At 47.2% G+C, this 16,570-nt stretch carries 16 protein-coding genes, 1 tRNA gene and 1 rRNA gene; 8 read left to right on the top strand and 10 right to left on the bottom strand.

Features of this window, described 5'->3' with window-relative positions; genetic code table 11:
• Positions 1-632 (bottom strand): 16S ribosomal RNA (locus BLR50_RS13445); the annotation flags it as partial.
• An 801-nt stretch (positions 633-1,433) separates the two neighbouring features.
• On the opposite strand from BLR50_RS13445, the gene BLR50_RS13440 reads away from it, so the two are divergent.
• A tRNA-Arg gene (locus BLR50_RS13440) sits at positions 1,434-1,510 on the top strand.
• 272 nt (positions 1,511-1,782) lie between these two features.
• Positions 1,783-2,397, top strand: coding sequence for a ferritin family protein (locus BLR50_RS13435; protein ID WP_092643407.1), 615 nt, complete (start codon positions 1,783-1,785; stop codon positions 2,395-2,397).
• 91 nt (positions 2,398-2,488) lie between these two features.
• On the opposite strand, the gene BLR50_RS13430 is transcribed toward BLR50_RS13435, so the two are convergent.
• From BLR50_RS13430 to BLR50_RS13420, 3 genes are all read right to left on the bottom strand, one after another.
• On the bottom strand, positions 2,489-2,920 hold the full coding sequence (locus BLR50_RS13430; protein WP_143008128.1) for a type II secretion system protein: 432 nt from the start codon (positions 2,918-2,920) through the stop codon (positions 2,489-2,491).
• A gap of 9 nt (positions 2,921-2,929) precedes the next feature.
• Positions 2,930-3,541, bottom strand: coding sequence for a hypothetical protein (locus BLR50_RS13425; RefSeq protein WP_092643401.1), 612 nt, complete (start codon positions 3,539-3,541; stop codon positions 2,930-2,932).
• Positions 3,542-3,707: 166 nt separating this feature from the next.
• On the bottom strand, positions 3,708-4,121 hold the full coding sequence (locus tag BLR50_RS13420) for a type II secretion system protein (RefSeq protein WP_092643399.1): 414 nt from the start codon (positions 4,119-4,121) through the stop codon (positions 3,708-3,710).
• Positions 4,122-4,391: 270 nt separating this feature from the next.
• On the opposite strand from BLR50_RS13420, the gene BLR50_RS13415 reads away from it, so the two are divergent.
• The 6 genes from BLR50_RS13415 to BLR50_RS13390 all read left to right on the top strand — a co-directional run bounded on the left by BLR50_RS13415 (position 4,392) and on the right by BLR50_RS13390 (position 9,908).
• Positions 4,392-4,970, top strand: a complete 579-nt coding sequence (locus BLR50_RS13415; RefSeq protein ID WP_092643396.1) for a chromate transporter — start codon at positions 4,392-4,394, stop codon at positions 4,968-4,970.
• 67 nt (positions 4,971-5,037) lie between these two features.
• Positions 5,038-5,616, top strand: a complete 579-nt coding sequence (locus BLR50_RS13410) for a chromate transporter (RefSeq protein ID WP_278278018.1) — start codon at positions 5,038-5,040, stop codon at positions 5,614-5,616.
• Positions 5,617-5,777: 161 nt separating this feature from the next.
• Positions 5,778-6,329 (top strand): DUF2975 domain-containing protein, encoded by a 552-nt coding sequence (locus tag BLR50_RS13405; RefSeq protein ID WP_092643393.1) that lies wholly within the window; start codon positions 5,778-5,780, stop codon positions 6,327-6,329.
• 56 nt (positions 6,330-6,385) lie between these two features.
• Positions 6,386-6,589, top strand: a complete 204-nt coding sequence (locus BLR50_RS13400; protein WP_092643413.1) for a helix-turn-helix domain-containing protein — start codon at positions 6,386-6,388, stop codon at positions 6,587-6,589.
• A gap of 485 nt (positions 6,590-7,074) precedes the next feature.
• Positions 7,075-9,225 carry a ribonucleoside triphosphate reductase gene (locus BLR50_RS13395; RefSeq protein WP_092643390.1) on the top strand — a complete coding sequence of 717 codons (2,151 nt, stop codon included), beginning with the start codon at positions 7,075-7,077 and terminating at the stop codon, positions 9,223-9,225.
• Positions 9,222-9,908, top strand: coding sequence for an anaerobic ribonucleoside-triphosphate reductase activating protein (locus BLR50_RS13390; protein WP_092643387.1), 687 nt, complete (start codon positions 9,222-9,224; stop codon positions 9,906-9,908). Before BLR50_RS13395 ends, BLR50_RS13390 begins: the two co-directional genes overlap by 4 nt.
• A 357-nt stretch (positions 9,909-10,265) precedes the next feature.
• Here the strand turns inward: BLR50_RS13390 and BLR50_RS13385 are convergent, their stop codons facing one another.
• The 6 genes from BLR50_RS13385 to BLR50_RS13360 all read right to left on the bottom strand — a co-directional run.
• Positions 10,266-11,357 (bottom strand): D-xylose ABC transporter substrate-binding protein, encoded by a 1,092-nt coding sequence (locus tag BLR50_RS13385; RefSeq protein WP_205408715.1) that lies wholly within the window; start codon positions 11,355-11,357, stop codon positions 10,266-10,268.
• A gap of 31 nt (positions 11,358-11,388) precedes the next feature.
• A complete protein-coding gene (locus BLR50_RS13380) occupies positions 11,389-12,978 on the bottom strand; it encodes a response regulator (RefSeq protein ID WP_092643384.1) in 1,590 nt (529 codons plus the stop codon).
• A gap of 28 nt (positions 12,979-13,006) precedes the next feature.
• Entirely contained in the window at positions 13,007-14,533 is a 1,527-nt protein-coding gene (locus tag BLR50_RS13375) for a sensor histidine kinase (protein ID WP_162840453.1), read from the bottom strand.
• A 41-nt stretch (positions 14,534-14,574) separates the two neighbouring features.
• A complete protein-coding gene (locus BLR50_RS13370; RefSeq protein WP_162840452.1) occupies positions 14,575-15,552 on the bottom strand; it encodes a sugar ABC transporter substrate-binding protein in 978 nt (325 codons plus the stop codon).
• Between the two features lie 230 nt (positions 15,553-15,782).
• Positions 15,783-16,007 (bottom strand): helix-turn-helix domain-containing protein, encoded by a 225-nt coding sequence (locus tag BLR50_RS13365; RefSeq protein WP_092643375.1) that lies wholly within the window; start codon positions 16,005-16,007, stop codon positions 15,783-15,785.
• A gap of 364 nt (positions 16,008-16,371) precedes the next feature.
• A partial coding sequence (locus BLR50_RS13360) for a transposase (RefSeq protein ID WP_205408659.1) occupies positions 16,372-16,570 on the bottom strand: 199 nt, incomplete at its 5' end.

Genomic DNA, 16,570 nt, shown 5'->3' with positions numbered 1-16,570 from the left:
CCGCGGCTGCTGGCACGTAGTTAGCCGTGGCTTCCTCCTCGGGTACCGTCATTATCGTCCCCGAAGACAGAGGTTTACAATCCGAAGACCTTCTTCCCTCACGCGGCGTCGCTGCATCAGAGTTTCCTCCATTGTGCAATATCCCCCACTGCTGCCTCCCGTAGGAGTCTGGGCCGTGTCTCAGTCCCAATGTGGCCGTTCGACCTCTCAGTCCGGCTACCGATCGCAGGCTTGGTGGGCCGTTACCTCACCAACTACCTAATCGGACGCGAGCTCATCTTTCAGCGGATTGCTCCTTTGATACCAAGGTCATGCGACCTAGGTATATCATGCGGTATTAGCGTTCGTTTCCAAACGTTATCCCCCTCTGAAAGGCAGATTGCTCACGTGTTACTCACCCGTCCGCCGCTAAGTAACATCCAACACACAGTGTTGGATGTTACTTAGCAGTAGCTAGAGATTCGTTGTTAGTGGCTAGTTTATGGTATCGGCTTCGCCGATATTTTCTAGCCGCCAACTGCTCTCTGTCTGCTTCGTTCCACCACTCTGTGTTGGACATTACCCCGCTCGACTTGCATGTGTTAGGCGCGCCGCCAGCGTTCGTCCTGAGCCAGGATCAAACTCTTAATTAAATTGTATTAAAAGCTCCGGGCCTAAGCCCGAAACATCTAACCGCATCAATCAAGCTTTTGAAAGCTCTTTCAATTACGAATACTTGCGTTTTGCAAAGCATTTCTGCTCTGCCGCTTGTTTTGAAATATTCAATCTGACTGTTACGTCAGTTTGGAATTTTCAGGGTTTGTACTTGTTTTCATGTTGTTCAATTTTCAAGGTTCATATAGCCAACTTTCGGTTGGCATCGTAAGCTTTTAACTTGCTTTTCGCTTCGCTTTTTACAGCTCGCTTTTCGCTCGTTTTTGGCTTATTTGCGCCGTTTTCCGGTTCCCTGTTTCGTCCCCGTCCGTAAGGCGCTTATTTATAATATCACAGCACCTCCTCCTTGTCAACACCTTTTTTGCTTTTTTCGAGGGGGTTTTTACTGTTCTTTTAATAAAGCTGCATAAAGTGTTGATACAGCTGGGTTTTGCAGTCTGAATCACTATCGGGAACAATCAAAAATATTCGATTTAACCTGTGACAGGAAAAATATACCCGAAATAGCTTATGCAGCTTCATTTAAAACTGTCAAGAAGGTTTAAGATTGTAAGATGTAATACCCTGAGGCCACTTCGTATACTCCTGTTAATAATATACACCATTCTAACTCTGTTAATCACACAGCCAAAAGACTATACCAAACCGATTGCATTTACCCAACTTTATTCAATACTATACGGCAGCACCGGCGCTTGCTGATTTTTTAGACGTTTTCATCTTTTCTTTTTAGAAGTTGTATGCTATACTATATTTTGTTTTTACAGACAGTAATATATGCGCCCGTAGCTCAGTTGGATAGAGCGTCAGACTCCGACTCTGAAGGCCGCAGGTTCGACTCCTGTCGAGCGCACCAGTATATAAAGTGGATATCCCAGCCAAAGCTGAGGGATATCCACTTTATTTTTATATGGTTTGCTGGCGGCGATTTTTAGCTTTCTACGCGGATTTTTGAACAATGCGTATGCTGTCATCCTTTGAATTGTAGTGTAAAGGGATATGTATTATAATTGTTGACGGTTAACAGACAAAAGCTAACGTCTTTCAGTGATTGCCTTAAGCCGCAAATCACAAATCGCTTCTTTATGGAATATATTGTATCAAACAACTAATAAAGAAGGGGATTCTGTGGTACAGACTACATGTCAAAGACTTCGAACCTACATAGATGCAGAACTGAAGGATGCCGCCCTTTACCGGGAGTTGGCAAAAAAGGCCCCCGTTGATGATGCAATGATGCTGCTGGAGTTTGCACAGGATGAGCAGCGTCATGCCGAGGAGTTCCAGTGTATCTACCAAACCATGAACGGATGCCCGTATGCGCCCAATGTTCAAGCGCCCAACCTCAATGCGCCCTACCGGGATATTTTGTTACGCAGGGTTTTGGATGAAAGCAATGATTACAGAAAATACGGCGACCAAAATCTGCTTTGCCCAAACAGCCCATTGAGAAATGCCTACTGTCAGGCGCAAACAGATGAAAACGTCCACGCGCTTCGCCTGCTCTACATGCTAAATAAGTCTAACTTAAATAAGCCGGAAACAAATTATGTTTCCCCAGCAACTACAAACTCATCTGCCGTATCTCCGGCCACTACAAACTCATCGGCTGTTTCCCCGGCGACCACAAACTCATCTGATGTTTCGCCGGCTACTGTAAACTCATCCGCTGTATCCCCTGCTGCTATTAACCCAGGTTCCGTAAACCAAAATACTACATCACCGGCTATTAAAGGTAAGTAAGCCGAATACATACGGCGCCAGATGGCTTTTGGCAATATTTAACCGCTAAAAAGCACGACAAGCAGCAATATCTGCTATGCCGTGCTTTTCTTTAGGGAAGTATTACCGTTTTGCCGTTTTCGGTGTACTCAATGCTTTTTACTACACCCTGTTCGGTAAGATATACCTTTAACCGGCCCTTTATCGGCCCGGAAACATACTTTTGTAAAAAGGTACTGTTCTCATTGAGGTTCTCCAGCTTCTTCATATCAACGCCCGCATCGAGCTGATGCACAGTGTAATCCTGAACCGCCATGTACAGGGTTCTCGCTGTATAGCGCCGCGCAGCATCCTGCGCGCGGACAAGCGCTGTTGCAAAAGCAGATAGCATTATGCCTATCACAATCAGCACAATCAGCGAAAACACCATCATTTCAAACAAACGTACCCTGTCACTGAAAACATAATGAACAGTACCTCGGGAAGTCATCTTAATCTTACTAGAAGCAGCGTTAGGCTGGCATCTGCCGGTTATATCACTCATATCACTGCTTTAGCTTTCGGGCATGGGTACCGGCGTGGTTGCAGCAAATACGCCCACCGACTGCCCTGGCAGAAATTTACCGGCCTTGAAATGAACCTCTGCCGCAACGCCGTCCTGCACATCAAAATAATACGGGGTAATCCCAAATCCGTAAACATCAGTGGCGCTCAGCACATTCTGCCGCTGAGCAGTGGATAGCGTTACAGCCTTGCCGTTGCCAAGACTGCCGACCGGCTGCCCGTTTAGGCTGAACGACCAGCTGACCGCAGCTCCCACAAGGCTGCCTTCGCGCACGATGGTAAGCGGTATGGGGGCCAGCAGGGGCTGTGCATTGTTAATTACCTCCTGTGTGCGCACCTGCTCCTGCGCAACAAAGTTCCCCGGCTTGCAGTTCTTTGCCGCCAGATAGGATATCAAAGCGCCTGTGCCCGCAAAAAGCAGCGCCATCACATAGATGCCGTAGCCGATATCCAAAAACGCACCAATAAATGCGCCCACAAATTCAAGCACAAGCCAAAGAATGATGGTAAGCGCAATAAACCCGCCCGGCTTGCGCCCGCGCGCAAGGGCGTTCTTTTTGTTTGTTTTGCAAAGAAGCATGAGCAACAGAATCTCCAGCATGGTTGCTTCCTCCTTTAATCTAAAAGAACCAACTTAAGGAAAGCATCAAAATGCATTATGCAAAAGCCACAAGAAAACAGCCAATATACTAAGTTTTGAGTACGTTGGCTGTTATAAATCAATATAATTTTAAACGCTTTTCGCTAGCTGTGATTTGAATTCAGATTTATTTAGTAGCTACGGTACCAGCAGGATAAGTAACTACAATACCACTCTCGGTATAGGTACAGCCGGTAATATTACCTTTTGTATCAATAGCCGTAACTTCAAAGGAGGCTCCAGATTTTAAACCTTGATTCAGCAGATTAGCCGTTTGCAAAGCTGGTACTGTAATAGCATTTGCGGCTGGAACACCTTGACCTTTAACCTGGACTAAATCAGTAACATATGCTTGGGCTGCCGTATAAAGTGTTTTACCTGTAGATTTAACAGAGGCTTCTTTCGCGCTGTTGATAAACCCAATCATCGACGGAACAAGGATAGCGATCAGGATACCGAGGATTGCGATAACCACAATCAGCTCAATAAGGGTGAAGCCGCGGTTTTTCTTTGCTATTTTTTGATACAGTGTCTTAAACATTAATATGCCCTCCATTCAATTTGTAGCTTTTAACTATTTATTCCGGCAAGTTTTGCTGTTAGACATATTTTATCATAAAATTATCATAAAGGGAATTATTTCCGCAAATAATTATGTATAATTTCCCTGATTTATTTATTATTCATGCGAATCATCGGCACGCTATTAAAGAAGAATCGAAATGTGTTATAATAGCTAATGGCATGCTGCTTTTTGAGCCGTCTTAAAGGTTTATGCAGCTTAACCAGAAAGTTTGAAGAAGGATTGTTAATGAAAAAAGACGCAAAATTTTACCTAAAGCTCTTTCTTTCCACCTTTGCCATCAGCGCCTTTACCATCGGCGGCGGGTATGTGATTGTCACACTGATGAAAAAGAAGTTTGTGGAGCAATACCACTGGATTACCGAGGAGGAGATGCTCGACTTCACCGCCATCGCACAATCCTCCCCCGGCGTAATTGCGGTGAATGCCTCCATACTGGTGGGCTACCGCCTTGCGGGCATATTGGGTGCTCTGGTTGCCATTACGGGCACCGTGCTGCCGCCGCTCATCCTCCTTTCGGTTATAACCCTGTTTTATGAATGGGTTAAAGATAACGAGATTATCAAGGCTATGCTCAAGGGAATGCAAGCCGGGGTAGGCGCGGTAATCGCCGAGGTGGTAATCAACATGACGGCGGGAATCTTTAAACAGAAAAAGGTGTATCCCATTGCTGTAATGCTTATTGCTTTTACAGCTGCTTTCTTCTTTAATGTCAGTGTTATCCTCATCATTATCGTCTGTGCCCTTCTGGGCGCCGTAACCACCCTTTACACGATGCGTAAAGAAAAACGTGCTACGGGCAGATAAACAAACGTATTCGTACTCGTTTGTTCTTACAATTATAAAGTACTGAAGGAAAGGACATGAGCCATAGGTGTCTTTATATCTGAATTTGTTGTTCTCTTTTATGAAAATCGGCCTGTTCAGCATCGGCGGCGGGTATGCTATTCTGCCGCTGATTAAGGAAGAGGTTGTTGATTTAAACCACTGGCTTACCCTAAGCGAGTATGCCGACGTCGTCACCATCTCGCAAATGACACCGGGGCCGATTGCCATTAATGCCGCCACCTTTGTGGGTACCAGGCTGGGCGGGCTGCCCGGTGCACTCGTCGCAACGCTGGGGTGTATTCTGCCCTCGTGCATCATTGTTACGTTGCTCGCCTACTTTTACATGAAGTACCGCAGCCTTACCGTGGTGCAGGGGGTGCTGGCGGGGTTAAGGCCTGCCGTTGTAGCAATGATAGCTACGGCTTGCGTATCTATCCTGCTGCTGTCGTTCTTTGGCAGCGACACTTTGCCGATTGCACTTTCCGGCTTTGACCTTTCGTCGGTGCTGATTTTTGCGGTGTGTCTGTTTGTGCTGATGAAATTTAAGCCCAGCCCCATCTATGTCATGCTGGGTGCGGGAGCAGTCGGAATTTGTATATATTTAGTGCAAAAATACGTAATGTAAATTTTCTTGCAGGACGGATAGGTAAACAGAAGCCTATCCGTTTTACTTATCAAATAAAATTTTTATTGTAATACGATAAATAATTGTTGACAAATCGGTATTGTCCTTCTATAATAGCAGTAAAGAGCATTATTGCTTATTTTGAGAAGGGACAAAATGACATGAATAATCAATTTACAGAATCTACACCATACCGTGTATTGCGGCTGGTAGTGTGCATCGGCTTTTGGATTGCTCTGGGATATTCAGCCGTTATGCTTGTTGCGATAGTATTAAGCACCTTTGTACCGCAGGTTCAGGATTATGTGGCAGCCTCAACATTGCAGATGGATGGCTTTACAATTACCCTGCCCGGCAGCGCGCCGAATCCGGCCCACGCAGTGGGTACCATCGGTATGCTTGCCGCGGGGCTTATCAGCATCTGGATGCTGCGCAATATTGTAAAATCATTAAAAACCGGTTCGCCGTTTACTGCCGCGAATGTAAAACGCATCCGCGTCATCGGGTGGGTAGTGCTTGGGCAGGCATATCTGCACGAGCTTTCAAACTACCTGTTTGTAAACGGAATCAGCATTGATACCGCGGTTATTGCCATTAAGGCTCAGTTTACCCTGCTACCCGATGGCGTGCTGCTGGCCATCTGCATTCTGGTGCTGGCAGAGGTCTTCCGTTACGGCTGTACCCTTCAGTGGGAACACGATACCACCGTGTAAATGCTATTGGGCTATGCAGGCAAAGAGCATAATCTTATGAAGGGATGGTTATTTTTATGCCGATTATCATCCGCCTTGACCGTGTAATGGCCGACCGCAAGATGTCACTCAACGAGCTTTCGGAACGCGTTGGTATTACCATTGCAAACCTTTCAAACCTTAAGAATGATAAGGTGAGTGCCGTTAAGCTCAGCACTATGGAGGCCATCTGCCGTGCGTTGGACTGCCAGCCGGGCGACTTGTTTGAATTTAAGCCGTAATACCTTGCTCGATGTAAGCCGCCCTCTTTCTATGAGAAGGGCGGCTTTTTATGTCGATATTTAATACTTCAAGTATATTATTGTAATTGTTTTGTGCTTTGTTGTATCAAGATGCTTTAAAAGCTGTCGGCATCCCATTTCTGCCTCATTTATCCATGACACAATATTGTGCAATTCGACAATGTTATGAGGATAAGAGCGAAAAGAAACTAATATACTTGAACAATTATAATGTATTATATTTCCATAAAATCTACGTAAAAATAGAATATATTTTAACTAAATTGTCTATTTTGACATTGACTTTTTTATTGCCGTGAATTAACATATAGTATAGTATCAATCATCGAACACCAATATATTGTGCTTTCACTTTTTTTGTTTTTACATGCAACAAGGGGATGCGGTGTCTTCGGGAGCAAACTTCGAATACACCGCTTTCATGTAGCAAGTGCAAAACGTACTAATTGGAGGGTAATGTACCTATGCTGACGCAGATTGTTAAGCGCGACCGCTCTACCGTACCTTTTAAGAAAGAGAAGATTGTGCTGGCGATCTTTAAGGCCGCAACCGCCGTAGGCGGCGACGACTTTATGACCTCCGAGCGGCTTGCGCAGGAGGTTATCCGTATTGCCGAGCAGAAATACCCCGACGGGATTGCTGATGTTGAAGGCATACAGGATATAGTTGAAAAGGTACTGATTGAAGCTGGGCACGCAAAAACTGCGAAGGCCTACATCCTTTACCGTGAAAAGCGGCGTTCGGCGCGTGAATCAAACGCGCTCATCGGCGCCACTATCAATATGTTTACCGAGTATTTGAACGACCGTGATTGGCAGATTAACGAAAATGCCAACACCCAGAAATCCATTAACGGCTTGAACAATTATGTGCGCGAGGCGTTTACCAAGAACTACTGGCTGCACGAAGTATATACCGATTCCATTCGCGCCGCCCACCAGTCCGGGGATATTCATATCCACGACCTCGGGTTCTTCGGCCCCTACTGCGCAGGGTGGGATCTGCGCCAGATTCTCATGCACGGCTTCGGCGGCGTACCCGGCAAGGTGGAATCCAGCCCGCCCAAGCATCTGCGCACCTTCTTAGGGCAGATTGTCAACTCCACCTTCACCACGCAGGGCGAGAGCGCGGGAGCACAGGCATGGTCTTCGTTCGATACCTACTGCGCTCCGTTTATCCGCTACGATAATCTGGACTATAAAACCGTTAAACAGGCGCTGCAGGAGTTTATCTTCAACCTTAACGTACCTACCCGTGTAGGCTTCCAATGCCCGTTTTCCAACCTGACCTTTGACATTGTTGTGCCACGTGCGCTCAAGGAAGAAAACGTCATCATCGGCGGCGAGCTTAAGAGTGAAACCTACGGTGATTTTCAGGAAGAAATGAACCTGTTAAACACCGCGTTCTGCGATGTGATGATGGAAGGCGACCTTAAGGGGCGCGTGTTCACCTTTCCCATACCCACCATCAATGTTACCAAGAGCTTTGACTGGGAGAGCCCCGTGGTGGAAAAGTTTATGGAAATCACCTGCAAATACGGCATCCCCTACTTTTCCAACTACGTAAACTCCGACCTTTCGCCTGAGGACGCACTTTCAATGTGCTGCCGCCTGCGTTTGAATACCTCTGAGCTGCGCAAGCGCGGCGGCGGGCTGTTCGGCTCCAACCCGCTCACCGGCTCTATCGGGGTTGTAACCGTTAACCTGCCCCGGCTTGCCTACCTTTCCAAGAGCGAGTCGGAGTTTTGCACAAGACTGTGGCAACAGATGAACATCGCCAAGGACAGCCTTGAAATTAAGCGCAAGGTTATCGAGGAGCAGACCGCACGCGGCCTGTACCCCTATTCTGCCAACTACCTGAAGGATGTAAAGCAGAGAACCGGCTCCTACTGGTACAACCATTTCAATACCATCGGGCTGATCGGTATGAACGAGGCCTGCCAGAACCTGCTGGGCGAGGAATACGACCTCACCACCAAGGAGGGCCAGGGGTTTGCCATAAGAACGCTTTCCTATATGCGTGACGTGATTAAGGATATACAGGACGAAACCGGTCATTATTATAACCTGGAGGCCACACCCGCCGAGGGTACCAGCTATCGTCTTGCCAAGGCTGATACCGAGCGTTACCCCACCATTATCACGGCGGGTGACCGTGTGCCGTATTACAGCAACTCCTCCCAGTTGCCTGTAGGCTACACTGATGATATCTTTGAAACACTTGACCTTCAGGATGAGCTGCAATCGCTCTATACCGGCGGTACGGTGCTGCACTTTTACCTGGGTGAAGAAATTAAGGATACCCGCGCTGCCAAGTTGCTGATTAAAAAGATATTCACCAACTATAAGCTTCCCTATATCTCGCTTACCCCAACCTTCTCGGTGTGCAACGACCACGGTTACATCTCGGGCGAGCATTTCACCTGCCCCGAATGCGGCGCACCCACCGAGGTGTGGAGCCGCGTGGTTGGGTACCTAAGGCCGGTGCAGAACTTTAATAAGGGCAAACGCGAGGAATATGAGCAGCGTAAAAAGTATGTGATACGGCAGAATGCAGAACCCGCCGGGCAGGAGGAACCCCGCAGGGAAGCCCCGCAAAGGAATACCGCCATATGACCGTCGCGGGACTGATTAAAAGCTCTCTGGTGGATTTTCCGGGGCAGGTTTCGTGTGTGCTGTTTCTGCCCCGCTGTAATTTGGACTGCTTTTACTGCCACAACCGCTTTTTGCTGGAGGAGGTTCCCCCCGCCATTAACCCGCTGGAGATTGAAGCCTTCTTAACAAAACGGGCAGGATTATTGGACGGTGTGGTGATTACCGGCGGTGAGCCCCTTCTTCAGCCGGACCTTGAGGATTTTATACGGTTTATTAAATCCTTTGGATATAAGGTGAAGCTGGATACCAACGGCACTCTTCCGCAAAGGCTGAAACCGATTGTAGAAAAGCAGCTGTGCGATTATTATGCCGTAGATTACAAGGCGCCAAAGGCAAGATACCCCGAGATTTGCGGCAAGGGGGCAGACGGTGATGCCGTGCTGAAAACCATACAGCTGCTGCAAGAAAGCGGCGCAGACTTTGAGGTTCGTACCACCGTGATACCGCAGCTTTCACTGTCTGACCTAGTGCAGATGTCCGAGGAGCTTCCCCTGCTGCCGCGTTATGTGCTCAACCGTTACCGCCCACCCGAGCGATATCCCGAAGCCGAGATTAACCGGATTATGCAGCGCCCCTATACACAGGCAGAGCTTGAGACCTTTGTGCAGGAGCTAAAACGCTTACAACCGAATATCGTATCATAAAAGCAAAATGAAATGTGCAGACAGTAATGCCTGCACATTTCATTTTACCTTGTACTTTTATTTCCAGACTGTTCAAAGCCGAAGGCAATAATGTCTTCGGCTTTGAACAGTTTACAGTTACACAAAATCTAAGAGGAAGGAACCAGTATGAAGAAAAAGATTTATTTATGTTACAGGGTTTTTATGGTGTACTACAATAGTATCTTATAAAAGAACGATATACAATATAATCCATTGCTGTGGCTAGGTACTTTATTGCCAAATAAACCTCTTTCTCAATTAGCCTGTAATATATAGCGTAAAAAAATTACCCTTTCAGGCCATATAAACCCGGTTTAACCTTCAGCATATTCCATTCTACTCTTTAGGGAGCTTACTAGATTCACCAAACGTGCGGTAAACATCCTCTTTCAGGTGAAAACCATCCTTGATTACCGTTTCGTCTATGTTCTCCCTGGTAACGGGTATACAGTCAATCATAATATACGGTACATTGTAAGCACCGTCGTTGATTGTTTGGTCGGTATCGGGTTTCTTGCCTTCTGCCAGTAGCTTGCATACCTCGGCGGTTTTCTCCACCAGCGATTTTATCGGTTTGTAAACGGTCATCAGTTGCGTGCCGTCTACAATACGCTGGCAGGCGGCAAGGTCGGCGTCGTGGCCCACCACCGTTACCTTTTTTGCAAGGCGTGCTTCCGAAAGCGCATCGATTGCCCCCCATGCGAGTGAATCATTGCCCGCAAGGATGGCATCGACCTTATCGGGATATTTCTTTAGTACATCCGATACAAAGCTGAAGGCCTTCTCCCTTGTCCAGTTCTGCACCCATGTTTCGGCAACGATGTTGATTTTGCCAGAATCAATCGAGCTTTGTAATGCTTCTAAATAGCCCTTGTGGAACATTTCGCTGTTATGATCATCCGGCGAACCGTTCAGGATAATGTACCCGCCCTCTGGAACCGCCTTGCTGAGCGCTTCGCCCTGCAGCTTGCCCACCTTCACATTGTCAAACGAGATATAAGCATCTACATTGCCTTTTGCCACCAGACGGTCGTACGAGATTACCGGTATACCCGCCTTTTTGGCGAGATTGGTACACTCATAGGCTGTGGCATAATCCTGTGGCACAAAAACCAGTACATCAATCCCCTTTTGCACCAGATCGGCCACCTGCTTGTACTGCAGCTCGGAATCCTGATTGGCATTGGTGACGATTACATCAAACCCGGCCTGCTGTGCCTTGGCAGCAAAGCGTTCTCTGTCTTGCAGCCAGCGGTCTTCCTTAAAGGTGGCCATTGAGAAACCTACCAGCAGCCTGCCGTCATCCGAACCCGGTTCGGGATGGGTAGCCTGCTCGGAGCACCCATAGCTAAGCATCGAGAACAACGGCAGTATAACCGATAAAGCAAGCGCCCGAAACAAGAGCCTTTTTGCACGTATCATCGCCATTTACCCTGCCTTTCTTGTCTTCTGTCAGTACTTATCTTCCGTACTGCTCTTTATACTCGGTAGCCGTTACCCCGGTGGCCTTTTTAAAGAGCTTAGAGAAATAGTTCGGATCTACATACCCCACCAGTCTGGAAACATCCTTGATAGAATAATCGGTGTTTATAAAATACTCCTTTGCCTTTTCAACCCGAATGGTTGTGAGCTTATCAATAAAATTCACCCCAGTTTCCTCCTTGTAGAAGCGGCTGAAGTAGTAGGGGCTGAGGTTTACCTCTTTTGCAATCTCTTCCAGTGTAATCTCACTGGCGAAGTTCTTCTCAAGATACTGGTCTGCCTTCTCAATGAGGGAGCTAATCTTTTTCTGCTTGCCCGAGGCGAGCTGATTTACGGCATCCTCTATGCAGCGGCGGCAGATACCCTTTAATTGTGCCTCACTCTGCGCATTCACCATCTCACCGATGGCCTCGCCATAGTTCCTGATCGCCTTGCCCCAGCGTCTGCCGAAGCCCACTACCAGCGAGATGCAGTTGTTCTTCAGCAGATCAAACTCCGGCAGAAGGTCTGCACACATGCTGGCATAAATCTCTTCAAACGCCAAAAGTGCCGCATGGGTATCGCCTGTGGCGGCATTGGCATAGATACTCTTTTCAAACTGCTCCTCATAATCGGTGGCCGCACTGCTCTGCTCGTCAACACGGTCGTCGGCATGCAGCACAATGTAGCTGCCGGTTCGCTTATTGCTGATAAACCTTAAGGCACTCAACGCCTCACGGTAAGACCGTTTTGCGTCCTCCATCCCCGCACAGTGCCGCCCTATGCCGATAGCTATCTCAGGTCCGAGGCCGGAGGCCCGGTCTCCGAAGCTCTGAGCCAGTCTTGTGGCGGAGGCCTTCTGCTCAAAATCCCCCTTTTTACTCTCATCAAACACAAAAACAATCAGTAGGTTGAGCATCATCGGCCCGACAAAGCATCTGCAGCTGGATTTTAAGATGTCGCGGTATTTATCGTAAAGATTCTGGCTGCGAACACCGGCGCTGATTTTACTCATACTCTCGGTATCGCTGAACTCTATTGCCAGTACATAACCACCCATATGCTCATATTCAAAAAGGTGGCAGTAATAGCGCAGCTCCTCCGCGTTATCGTCAAAAAGACAGAGGGTGTTGATAAAACCGGTCTCGAGTGCTGGGATAACCAGCTCGAATTTTTCCTTCATCTCCAGCTCTCGGCGGATACGGGTGCGGCTTTTCTCGATTACCTCAACCACCTTTTGCAGTGCCTCAATCAGCTTGCTCTCTTTCACCGGCTTAAGGATATACTCGTCCACCCCAAGGTTTACGGCCTCCACCGCATAATCGAAGTAATCAAACGCCGAGGCAACGATAAACCGCACCTCGGGGTTTGCGGCTCGTATCTGGCGCATGGCATCCAACCCATTGATTCCAGGCATGTTGATATCCATCAGGATGATATCCGGGCGAAGGGTATAGCTCTTTTCAATGGCTTCGCGGCCGGAGCGCGCCTTGCCTACAATCTCGATATCGGGCAGGTTACGAGTAATAATATATTCCAGTGATTGTACCGCGATGGGTTCGTCATCTACTATAAGCGTTCTGTACACAGCGTTTTTATCTCCTCAGCTTCGGCAATTATTCAATCTCTTCGTCCGGCGCAGACTTTACCCCTCTGGGCAGCATAAGAATAAATTTGGTTTCTCCGTTTTCCCGGCGAATGTCCATAACATCGCTTCTGCCGAAGAACAGGCGCAGACGTTTGAGCACATTGTCTACCCCTATACCGGTTGTGTGGCCTGCCTTTGGGGGCTTTACTCGCGGCTCCGCGTCGCTCTCATGTTCTGCAAGCAATTCTTCAATCTTCTCCTGCGTCAAACCCTTTCCGTTATCGGCAACCGTTACGGTAACAAGCTCGTTATCGCCGCTTACGGTAAGCGTTATACTGCCGCCATCCTCCTGCTCGCTGATACCGTGGATATAGGCGTTCTCGGCAAGCGGCTGCAGTGTCATGCGCGGCAGCTCGGTGGCAAGAAGGTTCTCATCACCGTTAATGTTCACCGTAAAATCTACCGAATCGCCAAAGCGGGTTTGCAGCAGGTACATATAGGATACCACGTTTTCAATCTCATCCTTCAGGGTTGCGCGGGTATCCAAGCCTTTAAGGTTGTAGCGGAAGATATCCGCCGCGTTTTCGAGGTAGGTGCAGGTAATCTTATCGCCCTGCATCATGGCAATCTTGGCACCGATGTTGATGGTGTTAAAGATAAAGTGGGGGTTTACCTGCGACTGCAGCGCCAGCAGTTCCGATTCGCGCAGTGCGTTTTTGATTTTGAGGTTGTTGAGCTTCTGTTCACTTAAGCTCTTTTCCAGCCGCTGTTTCTCCTGCATCTGATTAAAATGCTCACGGATATTCACCGCCATCAGGTTAAATACCCCATACAGCACGCTGATTTCCCCGCTCGCTTTGATGGGCTTTATTTCCACATCAAAGTTACCGTCGGAAATCTCCTTGGAGTACTTGGCAAGCTGTGTAATGGGGCGTGTAATCTCAAAACTGAAGGCCACAATGGCAACCGATACAAACACCACCACACCGAGGATGAGGATAATATTAAAGATTGTGGCGCTCTGCACCTTCTGATTAATCTCGGCGGATTTCTTCAGGCTGTCGATTAAATCACTGCTCATGATCTCCTGAATATAAGACATGATGTAGGCGTTTTCTTTTACCGTTTGAGCGTAGTACTCGGTATAATCATTGATATTTCTGCCGCGCTTGGCCACCATCGCACCGTCTGCCTGCTTGAGGTAGTGGGTAATCATATTGGCGATGTTCATGGTTTTTATACCGCGTGCAGTATAGCTTGCATTTTCCATCATGCGGTTTGCGTTATAGCTGATGGTGTTTACACGGTCGTAATACGAAAGCAGGCTCTCGGAGCTGTTGGTGGAAAGGTATATCTGAATATCCTGCTGGATGTCGCCAAGCTCGCTATATACTGCCGCAAGCTCCAGGTTCTTGCTGAACATCTGCGAGGTTTCGCGGATGAGCAGCTGTGACGACACATAGGTATAGATGCAGGCCATCATGGTAATAGCCGCAGAAAACAGAAAGAATACTATTAATTTGGTACGGTACCGCATCCCATTTTTCTTATTCATGCCGCCTGCCAATCCCGACAAAGCCATGCTCGTGTCGTATGCTACTGCTTTTTACTATCTGTTTTTAAGAAGTCCTTCACATTTCCCTGCGTAATAGTGTAGATATCGGTATAAAGCTTTTCGCCAATCTCAGAACCGTTCAGTGCATTATAAAGCTGGCTAACCGTTTTATAGCCGATCTCCTCTGCATCAGGGCATACAGTACCGTAGATAACCCCGCGGTCGATATAGTTTAAGGTCTGCTCCATAGCGCCATAGCCTATAACCGCGATGTCACGCACCTTATTGGCGTCAACCAGCACCTGCGCCACCCCGGGCGTGCTCTGTTCATCGGTGCAGATGATAACATTGATATCATCACCGGCTAAGAGAATATCATTAACCACCTTGTCTACCTCGAACACGCCTGCATTCAGTGTGCGGGTTTGGGCTATCTCCATATCCGGGTAGCTTGAAAATGCCTCCATCAAGCCTTGAAGCTTCAGGCTTTTGTTCTGGTTGGTGGCATCATTAATCAGCACAACGGCTCTGCCTTTTCCGCCGCAAACCTCCACGGCCATCTTTCCGGCCTCCAGCCCGATATTAAAGCTGTTGGAACCGACGGTGGAGGTGTTCGGCACCAGGAAGTTATCGTTTTCAAAGGTAAGTACCTTCATATTCTCTTTTCGGGCACGCATAAAAACCTCTCCGGTTTTATCCACATCGGTCGCCTGCAGGGCTACCGCGTCCACATTGGCATAAATCGCCTTTTCTACGGTCTGTACCATCGTATCGGTATCATGGCCCGCGATATCTACCAACTCCACATAAACGCCAAGATCCTCCCCCGCCCTTTGGGAGCCCTTTTTAAAGGCTGCCCAAAACTGGTTTGGTGCGTTTTGGGTGATAAGCTGTATGTGGTATTTCGGCTCAACCTGCGGCGGAACAGCACTTTCTGTTCCCGGTGTGTTCAACAGGTTAAAAAGTAAGGCGCACAGCACAAGAATGGCCGCCGCCATGACTGAATAGATTATCTTCACCATTACACGCTTTCTAGCTGCCGTACCGGCAACTAATTCTATGCGTTTATAACAAATATTAATGTACTTTTATGCTGCTTTCTATTATATATAATTAGAATTTCTTTGTAAATACCAAAAATATTGCGAAGAAAAACACCCCCGCTATTTCGATTCTTCTCGAAGCTAAGGGTGTATGTTTTTTGTAAAGCTATATTTAATTCAAATATCCACTGGCATTAAGATGGGGGCTATCCCCTTTTATTCGGGTATGGCTTTGTTTCATCTGTTAAGCCAACCAAATAATCCAAACTGACTTCATAGTATTGCGCCAGCTTCACTGCCACATACAGCGGTAACTCACGCTCTCCCCTCTCATATTTAGAATACAGCGACTGGTCACATATCAAATAGTCCGCTATCTGCTTCTGGGTTAAGTCCTTATCCTGTCGAATGTCTTTAATCCTAAGATGCACTTGATAATCTACCTTTCCGATTTCCAAAGAGTATCCAAAGTCCAAAGCCGCGATTTATCAGCCATATGGTTTTACTCCTGAAGGCTAAATTGCTTTTACGATTATTGTTTTATGATAAAGAATACAATAGCAGAAAAGAACTGTTGACAAAATGGACTATTCATCCTATTATGTTTCATGTTGGTGATAAACCCATTTTTATGATTTCGCCTTAATTATGTATAAAATCAAAACCACCAGTTAAACTGGTGGTATGCACCAGCCCTAAAAGGGCATATTACTGGCACAGCGTCTCAAGACGCACTGAATGGTTCCGCCAACCGCATTACTATTACGGGCAGCCGCTAAAGCGGCTGTTCGTTTTTCATGCCTTTGTTTCCTTGCTACCCGTGAACGGGTCTATGTATTCTTTGAATGATATTTGATCTGAAGCTATGTCTTCTTGTAATTGGTTTTTGATATATTCTTCAATTACTTTTGCATTTCTTCCTACTGTATCAACATAATATCCTCTGCACCAGAAATGCCTGTTCCCATACTTATACTTCAAATTTGCATGCCTA

It is taken from the genome of Acetanaerobacterium elongatum (genome assembly GCF_900103835.1).
In the GTDB taxonomy this organism is placed as follows: Bacteria; Bacillota; Clostridia; order Oscillospirales; family Ruminococcaceae; genus Acetanaerobacterium; species Acetanaerobacterium elongatum.
This window is presented reverse-complemented; position numbering and strand designations above follow the sequence as displayed.